Consider the following 18,932-nt stretch of genomic DNA (forward strand, 5'->3'; position numbering starts at 1 on the left):
GCCCCTCCGCCGCGTGCCGCCGCGCCCAGCGGCGAAACGCCACAGGAGCGCGTAGCCCGTTTGCAACTCGAGGCCGAAGAAGACCGTTTGCGTCTGGCCGAAGAAGCCAATCGTCGCGAGCAAGAAGAACGTTTGCGCGCTGCAGACGAAGAGCGCCGTCGTGCCGAAGATAATCGCAAGGCTGAAACCGAGGCTGCAAAAGCACCGCCGCCTGCTGCCCCCGAAGAAATCGAAGCCGAGGCTTCGGATAACAGCGACGGCGCATCGCCGCCGCCGGCCCGCCGCTTTACGCCAGTGGAATCACCAAAGCGTCCGGCACCTGCCGCGCCGCGTGAAGAGGCCCGCGGGCCCCGTGAAGAACTTCGTCGCGAAGATCCGAAAAAAGCACCGCATAAGCCCAGCCGCGATCGCGTTGGAGACAGCCGTCGCCAATCGGGTAAGCTGACTGTAACGCGCGCGCTCGATGATGATGAAGGTGCACGGGCACGTTCACTCGCTGCACTGAAACGTGCGCGCGAAAAGGAACGTCGTTCGCATATGTCGGGGATGCAGCGCGACGCACAGCCGAAGCAGGTGCGTGACGTTGTTGTTCCCGAAGTGATTACGGTCCAGGAACTGGCGATCCGTATGGCCGAAAAGGGCAGCGACCTTGTGAAGGCGTTGTTCAAGATGGGCATGCCCGTCACACTGACGCAAAGCATCGATCAGGATACGGCCGAACTGTTGGTGACCGAGTTCGGCCACAACATTACGCGTGTCTCTGATGCGGACGTTGATATCGCCCATGATGATGATGTCGATGCGCCCGAAACACTGAAGGCGCGTCCGCCGGTCGTGACCGTGATGGGCCATGTCGATCACGGTAAGACTTCGCTGCTCGATGCGCTGCGCGGTGCCAATGTACAGGCGGGTGAAGCCGGCGGCATTACCCAGCATATCGGGGCCTATCAGGTGAAAACCAAGAATGGTGATCTGATCACCTTCCTCGATACACCGGGCCATGAAGCCTTTACCGAGATGCGCGCACGCGGTGCGATGGTGACCGATATCGTCATCCTGGTTGTCGCCGCGGATGACGGTATCATGCCGCAGACGATCGAAGCCATCAATCACGCCCGTTCGGCCAATGTGCCGATGATCATCGCGATCAACAAATGCGACAAGGATGGCGCCAATCCGCAGCGGGTCCGCGAACGTCTGCTTGAGCATGAAGTCGTTGTCGAGAAGATGGGCGGCGAAGTGCAGGATGTTGAAATCTCTGCGCTGAAGAAAACCGGTATTGACGATCTGCTCGACAAGCTGGCGCTGCAGGCGGAGTTGATGGAGCTCAAGGCGAATCCCGATCGTGCGGCGGAAGCCGTGGTGGTCGAGGCGAAGCTCGACAAGGGCAGGGGTGCTGTTGCGACCCTGCTGATCCGTCGCGGTACTCTGAAAACCGGCGACATTTTCGTGGTCGGCGAGGAATCGGGTAAGGTTCGTGCGCTGATCAACGATCAGGGCCAGCAGGTAAAAACTGCCGGGCCGGCGATGCCCGTCGAAGTCTTGGGGCTCACCGGCGTTCCCGGCGCAGGCGAAATCCTGACTGTCGTCGAAAACGAAGCCCGCGCGCGCGAAGTCGCCGCATTCCGCAAGGAACAGGCGAAGCTGAAGCGGACAACACAAGCACCAGTTTCGGTCGACAATATGTTCTCGGCATTGGCGGCGAATCGCGCGAAAGAATTTGCGGTTGTCATCAAGGCCGACGTGCAGGGTTCGGTCGAAGCGATCATCAATGCGTTGCACAAGATTTCGACTGACGAAATCAAGGTCCGCGTGCTGCAGTCGGGCGTTGGCGCAATCACCGAAAGTGATGTGACGCTGGCCAATGCAACGAAAGCGCCGATCATCGGGTTCAACGTTCGCCCGAATGCCAAGGCACGCGAGATTGCGCAGCGCGAAAACACACGGTTCAAATATTTCGACGTGATCTATCACTTGACCGAAGATGTCGCCAAGGAAATGGCTGGAATCCTCGGCCCCGAAATTATCGAAACCGTCGTCGGTCGTGCCGAAATCAAGGATGTGTTCAACGCTGGCAAAAAGGACAAGGCGGCAGGTCTACTCGTCCTCGAAGGCCATATCCGCAAGGGCTATCACACGCGCCTTACCCGCGAAGACGTCATCGTGTCGAAGACCGTCATCGCCTCGCTGCGTCGTTTCAAGGACGATGTCGACGAAGTCCGTGCAGGTCTCGAATGCGGCGTCGTGCTTCAGGATACCAACGACATCAAGGCGGGCGATATGCTCGAAATCTTTGAAGTCGAGGAGCGTGAACGGACACTGTGACGCAGTTCCTAGGAAAAGGCGGCGCGCATGTTGAGCTGATGGGGGCGGAGTTTGTTGACTTCGATCCCGTTAGCGAAACGATCACCATGCGCTTCAACGCGCCGGACAGCTTCATAACGGGGCGTGGCGGTGTGCAAGGTGGGCTGGTCGCCGGTTTCCTTGATGAGGCGATGGGCTGGGCGCATGTTCAGGCGACGGGCGGAACCGAAGCGCCGCTCAATCTCGAAATTGCCATGACCCTACTCAAGCTTATTCCGCCCGGCCCGCTAATGGGCAAGGGCAGAGTGATCCGCCGTGGCCGCCGGGCAATCTTCCTCGAAGGCGAATTGTGGGACACCGGTTGGACCACGCTCTTTGCCCGCGCCACATCGACCGCCATTCCGACACCGGTACCGGGAAGAGGATCTGATGGCGCGTCATAACGAAACCCCTGAAGGCCGCTCGGTCCGCTTGCTACGCGTCGGCGAGCAGTTCCGGCATATCCTCTCTGAACTGTTGGCGCGCGGCGATGTGCATGATGATGTGCTGACCAGCCACAGTGTTAGCATCACCGAAGTGCGCATGTCGCCGGATCTTCGGCACGCGACAGTGTTTGTGAAATCCCTGCTGGGTGCGGATGAGGCAGAGGTTCTGAAGGCATTGCGCACCAACACCGCGTTTCTGCAGCGCGAAGTGGCTTCGCGTGTCCGGCTGAAATATGCGGCGAAGCTGAAGTTTCTGGCTGACGAAAGTTTTGACGAAGCCAGCAATATCGAAAAGCTGCTATCCAATCCGCATGTTACGCAGGATTTGAATGCTGATGAGGATACAGCCGACTAGGTTGGCAGCAGCCGCGTTTTGATCGTGATCGTCACTTTCTTTCCGACCACCAGCGAATAAGCCGTCATCCCGAAATCCTTGCGGTTGATCGTGGTGACTCCTGTCAACCGGATCGGGTCCTTACCTCTGACTTCCGCAGGAGGCGTCGAAAAAGCTACGTTCAAAGCGACCGGTCGAGTCACGCCGCGTGCTGTGAGGTTTCCGCGAACAATCCCATTGGTCGAATTTGTCATCGACAATTGTGTGCCTTCGAACCGCACCGTCGGAAATTTGTCGACGTAGAAGAAGTCTTTGCCTTTCAGGCGACCAGTTGTGGTGCCATCGTCGGCTGTTAATTGGGTGGCATCGATCGTGACGTTGAGGTCTATCTGATTCATTTGGTCCGGTGAAAGCGTAACATTGCCCCGCAATGCTGGAAAATACGCCTTTCGGTTGCCAATGCCCATGAAGGCCACTTTGGCATCGACCGAGCTGGATACTGGATCAAGCCTGAACCGGTAAGTGGATGCAGTGTAACCCAGCGTTGAAGCGCAAAGCAGCATAAGCGCCGTCACGCATTTGGCAGTTTTCCACCGCATTATTTTCTCCAATTTTGCGACCTGACGCTTCCTTGGCAGATAGCGCTTGGATTCGTCCAGTGAGGACTATTAAGTAGAAACATGGCTAAGCTGTATTTCTATTACTCCTCCATGAACGCGGGCAAATCGACGACATTATTGCAGGCCGATTTCAATTATCGCGAACGTGGCATGAACACGATGGTTTGGACGGCTGCGCTCGATGACCGTTATGGTCAGGGCTATGTGACATCGCGTATTGGTCTGCAGGCGGAAGCGCATAAATTTTCACCTGAGACCGAATTGTGGATCGATATTGTCGCCGAACATGAGCGCAACCCGCTGGCATGTGTTTTGATGGACGAGGCGCAGTTCCTGTCGGGCGATCAGGTTTTGCAATTGGCGCGTATTGCCGATGAGAAGGGTATCCCGGTCCTGTGCTACGGCCTGCGGACTGATTTTGCAGCCGAACTTTTCCCCGGCTCTGCCGCACTTTTGGGACTAGCTGATGCTCTCGTCGAACTGAAGGCGGTCTGCCATTGTGGTCGAAAATCGACGATGAATCTGCGCGTCGATGCCGAAGGCCATGCGGTCATCGATGGTAAGCAGACCGAAATAGGAGGCAATGATCGTTATGTTGCGATGTGTCGACGCCATTTTATGGAGGCCCGTAAGGAGGCCGCTGCTCATTCAGGGTTAAGCTTTCAACCGGCATAAACTGGCCTCTGGAGGATGTGCGATGTCGAAATTTCTTTTGCCCGCAATTGGCTTCACTTTTGCGTTTATGACATTTGCCCCGCCCGCCCTCGCCGGAAAGGCGAAGGATTGGGATCAATATGGGCAGGAAGCCAGCATCGCTTTTCCCAATCATGGCGGAATCCGTAATTTTGAGGCGAATGAAGAGCGAGGGCTCTGGATCGAAGATCGCCAGCGACGTTGGTATTATGCCAAATTTATCGGCAATTGTCGTGGCATCGATTATGCAAACGGCATTGCATTTGACACGCGCGGCTCGTCGTCGTTCGACCGCTTTGGAGCGATTGCCGTCGATGGGGATTATTGCCCGATCGAAAGCCTGGTGACTGCCGAGAAGCCGTTATCGCGCAAAGAACGCCTGAAATTGCGCAGAGAAGTAAGGCTCGAAGCGCAAAAAGCTGTCGCACCCAGCGATTGACAGGCAACGGCCGGACGACCAAGGCGACGCGGTGCATGGCTGGATCATTCTCGACAAACCGTTAGGGCTTGGCTCGACGCAGGCGGTCGCAGCGGTAAAACGCAATATGCGTGAGGCGGGCTATGGCAAGCTCAAGGTTGGCCATGGCGGCACGCTTGATCCACTGGCAACAGGTGTGCTTCCCATCGCCATTGGTGAGGCGACCAAGCTGTGCGGGCGCATGCTTGATGCGTCGAAGCAATATGATTTCACGATCAAATTCGGCGAAGAGACGGCGGGGCTCGACGCTGAGGGGGAAGTTGTCGCGACATCGGATATTCGACCGGCATTGTCCGAAGTCGAGGCTGTTCTGCCGCGTTTCACTGGTGCAATCGAACAAATTCCGCCTGCCTATTCGGCGATAAAGGTTGAAGGTAAACGCGCCTATGATCGCGCAAGAGCCGGAGAAGTCGTTGAAATGGCGGCACGGCAAGTGACCGTCTATTCTTTGTGTGTTGCCGGGCGTCTGCACTGTGATAGTGAAAACGAGATAACACTCTCGGCGCACGTTTCCAAAGGCACTTACATTCGGTCGCTGGCCCGCGATATTGCGCATGCCCTCGGCACAGTTGGCCATGTCACCATGCTCCGGCGCACAAAGGCGTGGCCATTCGGCCTTGAACAGGCGATTTCGCTGGACAAACTCAACGAAATTGGTAAGGGCGCGCCTGCAAAAGACATTATCTTGCCGTTGGAGGCAGGGCTGGTCGACATCCCGGCTCTCGATCTCTCCCCGGATGCGGCAAAGGCGATCCAACAGGGTCGCGTCTTGACCGGGGTTGCCACGAAAGATGGGCTATATTGGGCGCGAGACGCAGAAATGCGTGCCTTGGCGTTGGTAGAGCAAATCGGCGGGGAGTTAAGAACCGTTCGCGGCTTCAATCTTTAAATTTCGATGTTCGAAGGAAAAACATGTCTATTACTGCAGAACGCAAAGCCGAAGTTATCAAGGACAACGCTCAAGGCAAAGGCGACACCGGTTCACCGGAAGTCCAGGTTGCAATCATCACCGATCGCATCAACACCTTGACCGCGCACTTCAAGAGCCACCACAAGGACAACCATTCGCGTCGTGGCCTTCTTCAGATGGTCAACAAGCGTCGTTCGCTCCTTGATTATCTCAAGAAAAAGGATGTCGCGCGTTACAATGCGCTGATTTCCAAGCTCGGACTTCGTAAATAAGATATTGCGAAGCGGCCCCATCTGCGGGCCGCTTTTGCTTTGTGGTTTGGGTTCGCATTTCGGCGGACCCGGCCTTGGGGGCGCAAAATGCCCCAACCGGCCCGGGCCGGAGATCCCGGAAAAAAGGAGGCCCCTTTGCGCAATAGGGCGCGAAGGCATCTCAAGGAAAATCTATGTTTGATGTGAAAAATGTATCAATCGAGTGGGGCGGACAAACCCTGACACTCGAAACGGGCAAGGTTGCCCGTCAGGCCGACGGCGCAGTCATTGCGACCCTTGGCGAAACTGTTGTGCTTTGTGCGGTTACTGCTGCAAAGTCGGTGAAAGAGGGTCAGGATTTCTTCCCGCTCACCGTCCACTATCAGGAAAAATATTCGGCTGCAGGCCGCATCCCCGGTGGCTTCTTCAAGCGTGAACGCGGTGCCACTGAAAAGGAAACGCTGGTTTCGCGCCTGATCGACCGTCCGGTCCGTCCGCTTTTCCCCGAAGGTTTCTATAACGAAATCAACGCTATCGCTCAGGTTTTGAGCTATGATGGCCAGAACGAACCCGATATTCTCGCTATGGTTGCAGCATCGGCTGCGCTCACCATTTCGGGCGTTCCCTTCATGGGCCCCATCGGCGCTGCTCGCGTCGGTTACCTGAACGGCGAATATATCCTCAACCCGACCGACGAACAGGTTGCCGAAGGCGATCTCGATCTGGTGGTCGCGGCGACTTATGACGCAGTGATGATGGTTGAATCCGAAGCCAATGAGCTTTCAGAAGAAGTCATGCTCGGCGCCGTCCTGTTCGCGCATGATGCGTGTAAGGAAGTCGTCAAGGCCATCGTCAAGCTGGCGGAAAAAGCGGCCAAGGATCCTTGGGAAATGGCCGAACAGGCAGATCTCTCGGCTGCCAAGGACAAGTTGAAGAAGCTGATCGGCAAGGATATTGCCGCTGCTTACAAGCTGACCGACAAATCGAAGCGTTCGAACGCGTTGAACGAAGCCCGTGCGAAGGCCAAGGAAGCGTTTAGCGACGCGACCCCGCAGGATCAGATGGCGGCGAACAAGCTGATGAAAAAGCTTGAAGCTGAAATCGTCCGTGGCGCGATCCTGAAGGATGGCACCCGCATTGACGGTCGTTCAACTACGCAGATCCGTCCGATCCTCGCAGAAACGCACTTCCTGCCGCGTGCACATGGTTCGTGCCTGTTCACGCGTGGTGAAACGCAGACCATCGCAACCTGCACCTTGGGCACCAAGGATGCAGAACAGATGGTCGATGGCCTCAACGGCCTGTCATACCAGAACTTCATGCTGCACTATAACTTCCCTCCCTATTCGGTGGGTGAAGTCGGCCGCTTTGGCGCGCCGGGCCGTCGTGAAGTCGGCCATGGCAAGCTGGCATGGCGTGCGCTGCACCCCGTACTGCCGAGCAAGGATGAATTTCCTTACACCATCCGCCTGACCAGCGACATCACCGAGTCGAATGGCTCGTCGTCAATGGCGTCGGTGTGCGGCGGTTCACTGTCGATGATGGACGCAGGCGTACCCATCAAGCGTCCTGTTTCGGGTATTGCAATGGGCCTGATCCTCGAAGGTAAGGATTTCGCGATCCTTTCCGACATTCTGGGTGACGAAGATCATCTCGGTGACATGGATTTCAAGGTAGCCGGTACATCTGAAGGCATCACCACGATGCAGATGGACATCAAGATTGCCGGGATTACCCGCGAAATCTTCGAAGCTGCCCTGAACCAGGCGAAGGAAGGCCGCGCGCATATCCTTGGCGAAATGGCGAAGGCGCTGGGTTCGGCTCGTACCGAACTGTCTGACTATGCTCCGCGCATCGAAACGATGCAGATCGACAAGTCGAAGATCCGCGACATCATCGGCACCGGCGGCAAGGTCATCCGCGAAATCGTCGCCACCACTGGCGCCAAGGTCGACATCGATGATGAAGGCCTGATCAAGATTTCGTCGAGCGACCTTTCGCAGATCGAAGCCGCACGCAAGTGGATTTCGGGCATCGTAGAAGAAGCCGAAGTCGGCAAAATCTATGACGGCAAAGTCGTCAACATCGTCGATTTCGGTGCCTTTGTGAACTTCATGGGTGGCAAGGACGGTCTCGTCCATGTCAGCGAAATGAAGAATGAGCGAGTCGAAAAGCCGACCGACGTTGTCAGCGAAGGCATGGACGTAAAGGTCAAGGTTCTCGAAATCGATCCGCGTGGCAAGGTTCGCCTGTCGATGCGTCTGGTCGATCAGGAAACCGGCGAAGAACTGGAAGATACCCGCCCGCCGCGCGAACCCCGCGAACCCAGAGGCGATCGTGGCGACCGCGGAGACCGTGGCCCCCGTCGTGATGGTGGTGATCGTGGCCGTGGCCCGCGTCGTGATGGCGGTAGCCGTGATCGCGGTCCGCGTCGTGAACGCTCCGAAGGTGGCGAAGGCGGCGATCCGAACCATGTTCCCGATTTCCTGAAAGACTGATCTTTCAAATTCAGACTAAGGAAAAGGGCTGCTTCGGTGGCCCTTTTTCGTTTCTGCCGCGCGGGTTTGGTCGTCCGGTTCATCGCCGATACAGACCGCTGCATAAAGAACGCGCAAAAGCCTTGGCGACGGCGCCAAGTGCCATTAAGGGATGCCCATGCAGAAAAAGCTTTTCGCCCCACTCGCGCTCGGTATGTCCGCCCTATTGCTCTCCGGTTGCTCTTCGCTCGGGCTTGGTGGAGGCGGCAGCGGCGGCCCGGACACCCGTTATGTCGCGCGTGACGTCAATACGCTGTATATGGCGGCGAAGGAAAAGCTGGATAAGGGCCAGTACCAGATTGCTGCCGCCCTTTTCGACGAGGTAGAGCGCCAGCACCCCTATTCGCCCTGGGCGCGTCGTGCACAGCTCATGAGCGCTTTCAGCTACTACATGGCGCAAAAATATAACGAATCCACCTCTTCGGCGCGCCGTTTCCTGTCGATCCATCCGGGTAACAAGGACGCGCCTTATGCCTATTATCTGATTGCGCTCAATTATTATGAGCAGATCAGCGATGTTACCCGCGACCAGAAAATCACCGAACAGGCGCTTTCCGCGCTTGGCGAAGTGCAGCGCCGTTACCCCAATACCCGCTATGCTGCTGATGCTGGTTTGAAGATTGACCTTGTGCGCGATCACCTCGCCGGCAAGGAAATGGAAATTGGTCGCTTCTATCAGCGCCGCGCACTGTGGCTGGCGGCATCGCTGCGCTTCAAGGAAGTGGTGCAGAAATATGAAACCACGACCCATGCGCCCGAGGCACTGTACCGGTTGACCGAAAGCTATCTGGCGATGGGCATTCCGGAAGAGGCCAAGCGGTCCGCCGCGGTTCTCGGTGCCAACTACCCGGGCAGCAAATGGTACCAGCGCGCATACGATCTGATGCAGAAGCACGCTCCGGGGGCGTGACATTGCAGCCATGCTGACCGGCCTTTCGATCCGCGACGTGGTGCTGATCGAGGCGCTTGACCTTGAATTTGATTCCGGTTTGGGCGTGCTGACGGGTGAGACCGGTGCCGGCAAATCGATCCTGCTCGATGCATTGGGGCTGGCGCTAGGAGCGCGTGCAGATAGCGGACTGGTGCGGTCAGGCGTTGACAAGGCACAGGTGACAGCGAGCTTCGTTGCGCCAATTGCGAACTCGCCTTTGGCCCTTTTGCTCAACGAAAATGAAATCGATGTTGAGCCCGGTGAGCCTCTGATGGTGCGCCGTTCGGTGCGCGCGGATGGCGGCAGCAAGGCCTTTATCAACGATCAACCCTGTTCGGCGGCGTTGCTGCGCGATGTGGGCATTCATCTGGTCGAGATTCACGGCCAGCATGATGATCGTGGCCTGCTCAACCCGCGCGGCCACCGCGCGCTGCTCGATATATTCGGGCGATGCGATGCAGCAGCGATGGCAGGGCATTTCGCTACATGGCAAGAGGCAAAAGCACGACTCGAAAGCGCGCGTGAGGCGCTCGACAATGCTGCACGCGACCGTGAGTGGCTGGAACATGCCGTTGCCGAATTGCGCCGCTTTGCACCCGAAGAGGGTGAGGAAGAACAACTCGCTACCGAACGCGCCGACATGCAGAAGGGTGAGCGCATCGCTGAAGATCTGCGTGCGGTGATCGAAGCGTTTGAAGGCTCGGACAGCGGTCTCGCCAAGTTGCGCAGCGCGGCGCGAAAGCTCGACCGGGTGGCGAACGAACATGCGCTGCTTACCGAAGCCCTGACCGCACTGGATCGCGCGGTCATCGAGGCCAGCGAGGCTGAGGACAAGCTGATCGCAGCGACGCAGGCGTTAAGTTTCGATCCCGAACGGCTCGACGCCATCGAGGTGCGCCTGTTCGAACTGCGCGGATTGGCACGCAAGCACAATGTCCGTCCTGAAGAACTGGCGAAACTGACCGATGAGCTTGCCGCCAAGCTCGATGCGATCGAGGCGGGCGGGGAAGGGCTGGCTAAGCTGGAGGCAGAAGTCGCACAGCATGCTGATGCCTATCGCAAGGCTGCAACCGCTCTATCAAAGCAGCGGAGCGACGCCGCCAAGCGCCTCGATGCTGCAGTCGCTGCGGAATTGGCACCACTCAAACTGGATGCTGCAAAATTCCAGACAGCGGTCGAGACACTTTCCGAAGATCGCTGGACGGCAACGGGTATGGACCGCGTCGAATTCTTGATTTCAACCAACCCCGGTGCACCCTTTGCGCCGCTTGCAAAGATCGCATCGGGTGGCGAATTGTCGCGCTTCATCCTCGCGCTCAAGGTCGCGCTGGCCGAAGAAGGCGGCGCGGCCACGATCATCTTCGACGAAATCGATCGTGGCGTAGGTGGCGCAGTGGCCTCCGCCATTGGTGAGCGGCTCGCCCGGCTTGCGGGTGCAGGCAAACAGCTTTTGGCGGTCACCCACAGCCCGCAGGTCGCGGCCAAGGGGCAGGCGCATTACTTCATCGCCAAATCGAGCGAAGGCACGGTAACACGAACCGGCGTCGTTCGCCTAGATTCCGAAGGCCGCCGTCAGGAAATCGCCCGGATGCTCTCGGGTACCGAAGTTACCGACGAGGCACGGGCGCAAGCTGCGCGGCTGATGGAGGGGGTGTGAGCGAGGTCGAAAACCTCTCCGAAGCCGATGCCGCCAACGAACTGATGCGCCTGGCGAAGGCGATTGCGCATCATAACGAGCTCTATCATGCGCATGATGCACCCGAGATTTCGGATGCCGACTTCGATGCGCTGGTGCGTCGCAATAACGCGCTGGAGGCGGCGTTCCCGCATCTGATTCGTGCTGACAGCCCCAATGCACAGGTGGGCGCGGCGGTAGAGGCTTCGCCGCTGAGCAAGGTTACCCATGCCAAGCGCATGATGAGCCTCGACAACGCGTTTTCCGATGAGGACGTCGAGGATTTCGTTGCGCGCCTCCGGCGCTTTTTGAACCTATCCGCCGAAACGCCGGTTGCATTGACGGCGGAAGACAAGATTGACGGTCTGTCCTGCTCGCTGCGCTATGAAAATGGCGAACTGGTGCAGGCGGCGACACGCGGCGACGGGCAAGTTGGGGAGGACGTGACCGCTAATGTGCGGACGATCGCCGATATACCCCATCAGCTCAAAGGCCCGGTTGCGGCGATTTTCGAAGTCCGCGGCGAAGTCTTCATGGCGAAGGCCGATTTTGAGGCGCTGAATACGCGCTTACTCGCCGAGGCCGATGATCCCGAAAAAGCCCGGCAATTCGCCAACCCGCGCAATGCGGCGGCGGGATCGCTGCGGCAGAAAGATCCGTCGGTGACAGCATCGCGGCCTTTGCGTTTCCTTGCCCATGGTTGGGGCGAAGTGAGCGAAATGCCATCGGACAGCCAATATGGCGTCATGCAGGCGATTGCGGCTTGGGGAATTCCGGTTTCGCCTTTCCTGAAGCCGGTGGACGGCGCGGCGGGGGCGGTGGCGCAGTATCGCGAGATTGAGCGGCTACGTGCCGACTTGCCTTATGATATCGACGGCGTGGTCTACAAAGTCGACCGGCTCGACTGGCAGGAGCGGCTCGGTTTTGTCGCCAAGGCCCCGCGCTGGGCGATTGCGCATAAATTCCCGGCAGAGCAGGCCGAGACGACGCTTGAGGCTATCGACATTCAGGTTGGACGCACAGGCAAGCTGACGCCTGTCGGGCGACTGAAACCGGTAACCGTTGGTGGAGTGGTTGTCTCGAACGTTACGCTTCACAATCGAGACGAGATTGCCCGGCTTGGTGTGCGCCCTGGTGACCGTGTGAAGGTGCAGCGGGCAGGGGATGTGATCCCGCAGATTGTCGAAAATTTAACTCGCGACATGGCGCTGCCCGAATATCATTTCCCCGATCACTGCCCTGAATGCGGAAGCGAGGCCGTCGCCGAGGAAGGTGAGGTTGATGTGCGCTGCACTGGCGGCCTCATCTGCCCAGCCCAGCGGGTTGAGCGGTTAAAGCATTTCGTCAGCCGCGCCGCGCTCGATATTGAAGGGCTGGGCGAAAAGACGATTCAGGAATTTTTCGAACTTGGATGGCTGCATTCGCCTGCGGATATTTTCTGCTTGAAGGAGCTTCGCGCCGAGATATTAGGCCGCGACGGGTGGCAGGAAAAGTCTGTGGATAACCTGTTGAATGCGATTGAGACGAAGCGCGCGCCGGACGCGGCACGCCTATTGTTCGGATTGGGCATCCGCCATGTCGGAGCCGTCACCGCGCGAGATCTCTTAAAGAACTTCCAGACTTTGCCCCACCTTCGCGAAATTACGACTTCGGAGGCTGGTGAAGCGGAACTCACGCAAATCGACGGTATCGGCCCCGTGGTGGCGGAGGCGCTGCGCGAATTCTTCCATGAACCGCACAATGTCGAGGTTTGGGAAGATCTGCTCCAGCAGGTATCGCCGCCCGATTATGTAGTCGAGGTCAAGGCATCCTCGGTTTCGGGCAAGACCGTTGTCTTCACGGGCGCGCTGGAAACGATGAGCCGCGATGAGGCCAAAGCGCAGGCCGAGGCGTTGGGTGCGAAGGCGGCAGGATCGGTATCTGCTAAGACAGATCTTGTGGTGGCCGGCCCCGGCGCTGGGTCTAAGCTCAAAAAGGCGCAGGAACTGGGTATTGAGGTTATAGACGAAGCCGCTTGGGCGGCGATTGTCGCATCGGCGGGCTAATCAAACCAGCGCATTACTCCGCCGGGCATGGGCGTCCATATACCTATGCGAACGCCCGCTTTGCGAAGCACCGCGCCGGTCCATTCGTTGCAGGTGGTGTAGGCCGAATAATGGCCGTTGCTGTCATAGAACAGGTTATTCGGTCCATAGGCCGGATAAGCCTTGCTCTGCCCATCGGCGGTTAGATGGAAGGTAGAGCGGATCGAAGCGGTGATGCTTTGGTATTCACGCTGGCTAACAAGGAAGCGCTTGCGATGTGGGGCTGGGCGGGGATCTATCAGGTGATAGATATGCAAGGTCGTGTCGTCAGAACCGATGATTGCAGACCCGATATCACCGCTCTTCACGTCACCCCACGTCCGCGCGTTGCGATAGACGCGGCCGTGGCCCCAACCGATCATTGCGTGGGTTCCATAGAGGTCGGTATTGGAGAGATGCTCCGGCCGGATCAGGTCAGACAGATCCTCGCCTGCAGCGGACATCGGAACGATCAGGCTGACATGCACGCCGTTGGTTTCCACGAATATCGGGATACCGCGAACAGGCTCATGCCAATCGGAATTTGCAGCGATAAAGCTTCCGACAAGCGCAGCGATGAAGTAGAGGCCGACAATCAGCAGAGGCCAGCCGACAATCGCCCGCAAGGCGCGTCCAAGGCTGTTGATGCGAAACAGTTTCAAGTGTAACTATCTTTCATGGCCGATTTTACCCATGTCTATGATGCCCCGCCGCCGGGTGCAAATCCGGATTGGACGATCCCGCAAGGATGGGACGCGTTTACGCCGGATGAGCATGCCATGTGGGACCGGCTGTTTGCGCGTCAGTCTGCGATGCTGCCCGGCCGCGCCTGCGATGCCTTCATGCGCGGTATCGATGTGCTCAAGCTCGAAAAGCCGGGTATTCCTGACTATCGGGAGTTGAACGCGCGGCTGATGGCGGCGACGGGCTGGCAGGTTGTGGCTGTACCCGGGCTGGTCCCAGACGACGTCTTTTTCGACCATCTGGCGAACCGCCGCTTTCCGGCAGGCAATTTCATTCGCACCCCCGACCAGCTCGATTATCTGCAGGAACCGGATGTGTTCCACGATGTGTTTGGTCATGTCCCGATGCTCGCGGACCCGGTATTTGCCGACTATATGGTCGCTTATGGCAAAGGCGGTCTGCGCAGCCTCGGCTTTGGCGCGTTGCACAAGCTGGCGCGACTTTACTGGTACACCGTCGAATTCGGTTTGATCGAGGAACCGGCAGGGCTACGCATCTATGGTGCAGGTATCGTCTCGAGTTATGGTGAGAGCATTTTCTGTCTCGATGATCCAAGCCCCAACCGCATCCGGTTCGATCTGTTGCGGCTGATGCGCACCGAATATCTGATCGACGATTATCAGCAGAATTATTTCGTCATCCCCTCGCTCGAGCATTTGCTCAAGGTCACCGTCGATACCGATTTCGCGCCACTTTATGCGCAGTTGGAATCATTGCCCGATATCCCGATTGCAGACATCCTGCCCGAGGATGATGTCATCACCCACGGCACGCAGGCTTATGCGAAAGCCAAAGCTGCCTGATCTCTACCAGGTGCCGAAATCTCCAGGAGGCTGACTGGTTCGCCCCGAAGCGCGGATCGGGCGTTTGTGGCCATAGATCCGGCGCTTCACCAACCGCAGGCAAGGCCAGTCGCCGCTATCGCGCCGTTCAAGTAGCAGAAAACCGTTCCGCCGATACGCGGCGGCAACCTGTTTAACTTGTGTGTTCAACAGTCCAGCCAGAATCAACGTTCCGCCATCGGCCACTACGGTGGCAAAACTGGCCGCCAGTTCGACCAAAGGCCCGGCAAGGATATTGGCGATCAGCAGATCATAGGGAGCGCGGCCTATAATGGCTGGATGGTCCGTTCCGGTCGCGACATATAGCGCAACGCATCCGCAGTCCCGGCCAACCGGAACGGCGTTCACCGCCGCATTATCGCGCGTGACGTCGATGCTGACCGGGTCAATATCTGATGCGGTAACCACCGCCCTAGGCCAGAGGTGCAGCGCTGCGAAAGCAAGCAGACCCGTGCCTGTACCAATGTCCGCAATATGATGGAATTGTTTGCCGTTGCTGCGCAGTCGATCGAGCATATCGAGGCAACCGCTGGTCGTTTCGTGACCGCCGGTGCCAAAAGCCTGTCCCGCTTCGATCAGGAAGGCGCGCGCGCCGCGCGGCACTGCACCTTTGTTGGTCGAGGTATGGACATAGAAGCGGCCCGCGCTGACGGGGGTGACGCTTTGCTGGCTGAGCGTCAGCCAGTCTTCGTCAGGAAGTCGTTCAATGACAGCTTTTGCGTTCACCCTTGTTTCGAGCAAGTCGATATCGTGCCGATCCGGCTTTGCGTTGAAATAGGCCTGGATGGACCATTTGGCATCATTGAATGCTTCAAGTTCGTCTGCGACCAACGTAGGCAGATTGTCGAACAGTTCCAGCCATTCGTCATCCTCATGCATAGCCTCTGCCTCGGCCCGTGAGCAGGGCAGCGTAGCCTTCCAGTTCATTTGGCGGCTTCTTTGGCGAGTCTGTTCTCCAGCCGCGTTTTCGCGCCCGCTGCATATTCAGCACAGCCATCGGGACTCACGAGCGGCATTTCGCCGGCAAGTCGCTCAAATAGTGCGCTGGCCGATGGATGCGGCGTGATCAGGATATCGCAGGGTTGTATCGCTGCGACCTTTGAAATTGTCGCACGCAGCGGCGCAACATATTCGGGATGGTCACTGAAGCGATATTCGTCTGCTGACACGGCACTAATGCTGTCGGCATAGACTATTTTGAGGCATTTTCCGTTTTCGCAACTCGTCCAGCGCCAGCTCGTGCCGCCCGGTGAATGTCCAGGTGTAGCAATTGCGGTCAGCATCTGGTTGCCGATTTTGAGCGTTTCGCCGTCGCCAATCAACTGGTCGACTTTGACGCCTTCGACCGGGTCGAAAAGGCCCTTTTGCGGGTCCGATGGATGCACATCGCCGCTCTCGAGGGCATCCTTGGCCTCCGCACGCGCCACCATTTTTGCACCTGTAATCCGCTTCAATCCTGCCAAGCCTCCGGCATGATCTACATGTTCATGGCTGTTCAAAAGGTAGCGGACATCGGTGGGATCAAAGCCAAGCTTCCGGATATTCGACGCGATTTCGGTCGCAGCCTCCGGGATTGCGCCATCGATCAGGAAATGCCCTTTAGGCGTCGTGATCAGCAGCGATACGATTCCGCACGTTCCGACCATATAGACATTGCCATAAATATGCGCAGGTGGGGCAGGGTCGCCCCAACCGTCTCGTCCTTCGCATGCTTTGGCGATTGGCTCGAACTTTGCCGTTGCCGCTGTCGGAGTAGTTTGCGCCGATGTGCAACCGGCGATTAGTGCACAAGCCAAGCCAGCCGTCAGAAATGGCCTAGCGAACATAGCTGGCTCCGTTGATGTCGAGTACTGCGCCGGTCATCGATGGCGGAGCCTCAAGCGCGCAAAAGCGGACCAGTGTCGCCACTTCCTCTGGCATCGCCACGCGGCCTAGCGGAATGTCGGCAAGCAGCTTGTCGCCGCCGCGGCTTTCGAGATAGTCTTCAGCCATTCCGGTCATCGTGAAACCCGGGCAGATCGCGAAAGCATAAATTTGCTGCGCCGCAAAACCGCGGGCGATGCTTTTGGTCATTGCGACCATCCCGCCTTTAGATGCTGCATAATGCCAGTGAGCAGGGCTATCACCGCGATAGGCGGCGCGGCTCGCGACGTTGATGATCCGGCCTTCCTGTCCCAGTGCCTGCCAGTGGAGGATAGCGAGTCGGCAAAGTTGAGCGGAAGCCGTTAGGTTGATCGCCATTGTCCGTTCCCAGCCATCGAGCCATTCAATGTCGCTCAGGTCGATCGGATTGGCTTCAAATACGCCTGCATTGTTGATCAAGATGTCTATGCGACCGCCCATTTCCTGCAGGGCATTGTGCCAGATTTCCGATGGAATGGTTGGATCGCTGAGGTCGCCATGGGCGCTGGAAGTTGCGTGGATGAGCACATTGTCGTCGCTCAATTCTTCGACAATGGCGGCGCCGATACCGCGCGATCCGCCTGTAACTAGAATATGCAAGGTCATGCCCGCTGCCTTCCACAGCGAGCGATGAAATTCAACCTTGCTTAAACATAGCCTTGATTAGCGAACCAGATTTGCGGCGAATTTACCGGCGTTGGATTGCAGTGCCGAAATTTTGCCTTCGACGTCACCAAAGCCTGCCTCAAGCTGCGAGATTTCCGACACGACATTCTCGGTATCCGCGCGGATCGCGGCGATAGTGTTCGACATCAGGTCTGCGGCCAGCGCGGTTTCATCGACCGACGCGGTGATCATTGTCACCGTCTGGGCCTGTTCTTCCATTGCGTGGCGAATGCGTTCGGCACTGTGTTGCACATCTTCGACTGCGGTTTTGATGGCGACGTTTGATTCGACTGAGGCCTTGGTGGCATTCTGGATGGCCGTGATTTTTCCGGCAATTTCGTCGGTTGCTTCGGCGGTCTGGTTGGCGAGGCTCTTCACTTCCTGCGCAACAACCGCAAATCCGCGGCCGGCGTCGCCTGCCCGCGCAGCCTCGATAGTGGCATTGAGCGCGAGCAAGTTGGTCTGCCCCGCAATATCGCGGATCAGGCCAAGGATCGACTCGATCGATTTTGACTGTTCAGACAAAGTATCGGTAGCCTCCACCGCTTCCTGTGCGCGATCGGTTGCGCGATTCGCCACATCGGCGGCCGTTTCAACTTCGGTGCGGGTGTCTTCGATAGCCCGGATCAGACCGGCGGCGGTCTGCGCAGCTTCGCGCATCGCGACAGCCGATTGTTCGGATGCTGTCGCGACTTCCGATGCCTTGCTCAGCATGCCTTGAGCGACTGCGGTGCTGGCTGCCGCTTGTTGGCGCAGTATGTTCGCCTGTTCCGAAATTTCAGCGGTGCTAGAGCCAATTTCGCTCTCAAACTGGGCTGTATAGCCCTCCTTTTGCTCGCGCTGGACGATCTTCTGGTAATGCACATAGCAAGCGGAGGTGACGGCCAGTTCCATCGAGGTGAAATCGTGGACTGTTTTCATTAATTCGTCGCGTTTTGCATCGTTAGCTTCGAGCTTCGCATCGAAAATGTCGAAATAACGCAGGCTGGCGCGCGTCGACGCGGCGAGTAGATGACCGAGGGGAACCCGGTCTTTGCAGGCACCAATGATTTGCGCCTTCAGATATTCACGCCAAGTGGATGCCTTTATGTCGCGCATGCGTTCGCGGATGTAGTTTGCAGTCGATTTCACCATCTTCGCGATATAGTCGGGATCGCGGAGCTGTTCGGTGTCGCCAAAGCTGGTCCAATATTCCCAGTAAAAAGCCGCGCAGTTCTCCAGCTCGTCGTCGACTACGGCCAGCAAATCCCGGCACTTCGACGCCATCTGGCCATCGAAATCAAAGGCTTTGACTATCGTATCAAACTCAGCCGAAAGCGACTTTTCCATATCCGACATTGCGAACTCCCGAATTGCGACCTGCAAGTTACACTTGTTTAGGTGTGCAAAGTTAATCGGGATTGGTTAACGCCCCGTTATCCATGGCAGGCAAAATTCCGTATGCCGCACCCTTGCTTAGTCGGTTCAAAGCGGTAAAGAGCGACGCAAACTTGAACA

Annotated in this window: 18 protein-coding genes; 12 read left to right on the top strand and 6 right to left on the bottom strand. The window is 57.7% G+C overall.

Features of this window, described 5'->3' with window-relative positions:
- The 3 genes from infB to rbfA form a co-directional block, all read left to right on the top strand.
- Positions 1-2,325: translation initiation factor IF-2 (gene infB, locus ABL922_RS09810; RefSeq protein WP_349024034.1), on the top strand; the 2,325-nt coding region annotated here is incomplete at its 5' end.
- Positions 2,322-2,747, top strand: coding sequence for a PaaI family thioesterase (locus ABL922_RS09815; protein WP_349024035.1), 426 nt, complete (start codon positions 2,322-2,324; stop codon positions 2,745-2,747). The genes infB and ABL922_RS09815, both read left to right, overlap by 4 nt.
- Positions 2,734-3,144, top strand: a complete 411-nt coding sequence (gene rbfA, locus ABL922_RS09820) for a 30S ribosome-binding factor RbfA (RefSeq protein ID WP_349024036.1) — start codon at positions 2,734-2,736, stop codon at positions 3,142-3,144. The genes ABL922_RS09815 and rbfA overlap by 14 nt, the downstream gene beginning before the upstream one ends.
- On the opposite strand, the gene ABL922_RS09825 is transcribed toward rbfA, so the two are convergent.
- Positions 3,141-3,722 carry a YceI family protein gene (locus ABL922_RS09825; RefSeq protein ID WP_349024037.1) on the bottom strand — a complete coding sequence of 194 codons (582 nt, stop codon included), beginning with the start codon at positions 3,720-3,722 and terminating at the stop codon, positions 3,141-3,143. The genes rbfA and ABL922_RS09825 overlap by 4 nt on opposite strands.
- 81 nt (positions 3,723-3,803) lie before the next feature.
- Here ABL922_RS09825 and ABL922_RS09830 point away from each other — a divergent pair, with 81 nt between their 5' ends.
- The 8 genes from ABL922_RS09830 to ligA all read left to right on the top strand — a co-directional run bounded on the left by ABL922_RS09830 (position 3,804) and on the right by ligA (position 13,263).
- Positions 3,804-4,418, top strand: coding sequence for a thymidine kinase (locus ABL922_RS09830; protein WP_349024038.1), 615 nt, complete (start codon positions 3,804-3,806; stop codon positions 4,416-4,418).
- Positions 4,419-4,485: 67 nt separating this feature from the next.
- Positions 4,486-4,875: a DUF6491 family protein gene (locus ABL922_RS09835; protein WP_349024039.1), complete on the top strand. Its 390-nt coding sequence runs from the start codon at positions 4,486-4,488 to the stop codon at positions 4,873-4,875.
- Positions 4,876-4,906: 31 nt separating this feature from the next.
- The gene (truB, locus tag ABL922_RS09840; protein ID WP_349024040.1) at positions 4,907-5,803 is read left to right on the top strand and encodes a tRNA pseudouridine(55) synthase TruB; all 897 of its coding nucleotides are present in this window, start codon (positions 4,907-4,909) and stop codon (positions 5,801-5,803) included.
- Positions 5,804-5,826: 23 nt separating this feature from the next.
- Positions 5,827-6,096: a 30S ribosomal protein S15 gene (gene rpsO / locus ABL922_RS09845; RefSeq protein ID WP_349024041.1), complete on the top strand. Its 270-nt coding sequence runs from the start codon at positions 5,827-5,829 to the stop codon at positions 6,094-6,096.
- 173 nt (positions 6,097-6,269) lie between these two features.
- The gene (pnp, locus tag ABL922_RS09850; RefSeq protein WP_349024042.1) at positions 6,270-8,573 is read left to right on the top strand and encodes a polyribonucleotide nucleotidyltransferase; all 2,304 of its coding nucleotides are present in this window, start codon (positions 6,270-6,272) and stop codon (positions 8,571-8,573) included.
- A 157-nt stretch (positions 8,574-8,730) separates the two neighbouring features.
- On the top strand, positions 8,731-9,522 hold the full coding sequence (locus ABL922_RS09855) for an outer membrane protein assembly factor BamD (RefSeq protein ID WP_349024043.1): 792 nt from the start codon (positions 8,731-8,733) through the stop codon (positions 9,520-9,522).
- Between the two features lie 10 nt (positions 9,523-9,532).
- Positions 9,533-11,200: a DNA repair protein RecN gene (gene recN / locus ABL922_RS09860; RefSeq protein WP_349024044.1), complete on the top strand. Its 1,668-nt coding sequence runs from the start codon at positions 9,533-9,535 to the stop codon at positions 11,198-11,200.
- A complete protein-coding gene (ligA, locus tag ABL922_RS09865; RefSeq protein ID WP_349024045.1) occupies positions 11,197-13,263 on the top strand; it encodes an NAD-dependent DNA ligase LigA in 2,067 nt (688 codons plus the stop codon). Before recN ends, ligA begins: the two co-directional genes overlap by 4 nt.
- Here ligA and ABL922_RS09870 read toward each other — a convergent pair.
- Positions 13,260-13,943 (bottom strand): DUF2459 domain-containing protein, encoded by a 684-nt coding sequence (locus tag ABL922_RS09870; RefSeq protein ID WP_349024046.1) that lies wholly within the window; start codon positions 13,941-13,943, stop codon positions 13,260-13,262. The two genes, ligA and ABL922_RS09870, sit on opposite strands and share 4 nt — an antisense overlap.
- A gap of 15 nt (positions 13,944-13,958) precedes the next feature.
- Between ABL922_RS09870 and phhA the strand changes: the two genes are divergently transcribed.
- Positions 13,959-14,828, top strand: coding sequence for a phenylalanine 4-monooxygenase (phhA, locus tag ABL922_RS09875; RefSeq protein ID WP_349024047.1), 870 nt, complete (start codon positions 13,959-13,961; stop codon positions 14,826-14,828).
- Positions 14,829-14,831: 3 nt separating this feature from the next.
- Here the strand turns inward: phhA and ABL922_RS09880 are convergent, their stop codons facing one another.
- The 4 genes from ABL922_RS09880 to ABL922_RS09895 are packed head-to-tail and all read right to left on the bottom strand — an operon-like array spanning position 14,832 to position 18,773.
- Positions 14,832-15,794, bottom strand: a complete 963-nt coding sequence (locus tag ABL922_RS09880) for a 50S ribosomal protein L11 methyltransferase (protein ID WP_349024048.1) — start codon at positions 15,792-15,794, stop codon at positions 14,832-14,834.
- Positions 15,791-16,693 carry a subclass B3 metallo-beta-lactamase gene (bla, locus tag ABL922_RS09885; RefSeq protein WP_349024049.1) on the bottom strand — a complete coding sequence of 301 codons (903 nt, stop codon included), beginning with the start codon at positions 16,691-16,693 and terminating at the stop codon, positions 15,791-15,793. Before bla ends, ABL922_RS09880 begins: the two co-directional genes overlap by 4 nt.
- Complete coding sequence (locus ABL922_RS09890) at positions 16,683-17,375, bottom strand: SDR family oxidoreductase (RefSeq protein WP_349024050.1); 693 nt, start codon at positions 17,373-17,375, stop codon at positions 16,683-16,685. The genes bla and ABL922_RS09890 overlap by 11 nt, the downstream gene beginning before the upstream one ends.
- A gap of 57 nt (positions 17,376-17,432) precedes the next feature.
- Complete coding sequence (locus ABL922_RS09895; RefSeq protein WP_349024051.1) at positions 17,433-18,773, bottom strand: methyl-accepting chemotaxis protein; 1,341 nt, start codon at positions 18,771-18,773, stop codon at positions 17,433-17,435.
- Positions 18,774-18,932: the final 159 nt, after the last annotated feature.

This window comes from Sphingorhabdus sp., assembly GCF_040079335.1.
Classification (GTDB): domain Bacteria; phylum Pseudomonadota; class Alphaproteobacteria; order Sphingomonadales; family Sphingomonadaceae; genus Sphingorhabdus_B.